Source organism: Alcanivorax sp. HI0044 (assembly GCF_001634945.1).
The window spans coordinates 1-804 of the sequence record NZ_LWEZ01000013.1 but is presented as its reverse complement, the minus strand read 5'-3'; the positions used below and the strand labels follow the sequence as shown (position 1 = coordinate 804).

The following is an 804-nucleotide window of genomic DNA, read 5'->3' as shown; positions in this document are numbered from 1 at the left end:
ATTGGACAAGCTGAAGCTGGATTTTATCCATCAGAGCCCGGATATCGACGAGTCCCGGCATGAGGGTGAATCCCCCACCGCACTGGTGATGCGCCTGGCCCGGGAAAAAGCCCTGGCGCTGGCCGATCAGCACCCGGACACGCTGATCATCGGTTCCGATCAGGTCGCCGTGATCGGCGATCAGGTCCTGGGCAAGCCCGGTGACCGGGACACCGCGATCCGCCAGCTCAACGCCGCCAGCGGTCAGCGGGTATCCTTCCTGACTGGGTTATGCCTGCTCAATACCGCCACCGGTCGCAGCCAGGTGGCCTGTGACCCGTTTCATGTGCAATTCCGCACCCTGAAACCGGCGCAAATCGAACGCTACGTGGACATAGAGCAGCCACTGAACTGTGCCGGCAGCTTCAAATCCGAAGGGCTGGGCATTGTCTTGTTCAAGGCACTGGAAGGTCGCGACCCGAATACACTGGTGGGCCTGCCATTGATCGTGTTAACCGAATTCCTGGCCGCCGAGGGGATTCAGCTGCCTATATAAAGGAAAGAGGCGAGTTCCGAGCACTATCTCTCTCGGAACTCGCCTCTTCTAGCTTCTCGTAGCTCGTAGCTCGTAGCTCGTAGCTCGTAGCTCGTAGCTATTATGATCAACGAATCACCGGCGAGGCACTCAGACCCAACTGGGCCGCCATGCCTTCACCAATGGATACACCAAAACGGCGAATAAATTCTTCCATGGGAGAACGGCTGGCGCTGTAATTCAGCATTTCTTCCTGCCCCGCCACTTCGCGAATCACCTGCCCCGGGCTC

At 58.5% G+C, this 804-nt stretch carries 1 protein-coding gene; it reads left to right on the top strand.

The annotated features are described in order from the left end of the window. Position 1 precedes the first annotated feature (1 nt). Positions 2 to 535 (top strand): nucleoside triphosphate pyrophosphatase, encoded by a 534-nt coding sequence (locus tag A3730_RS00125; protein ID WP_231883786.1) that lies wholly within the window; start codon positions 2 to 4, stop codon positions 533 to 535. Positions 536 to 804: the final 269 nt, after the last annotated feature.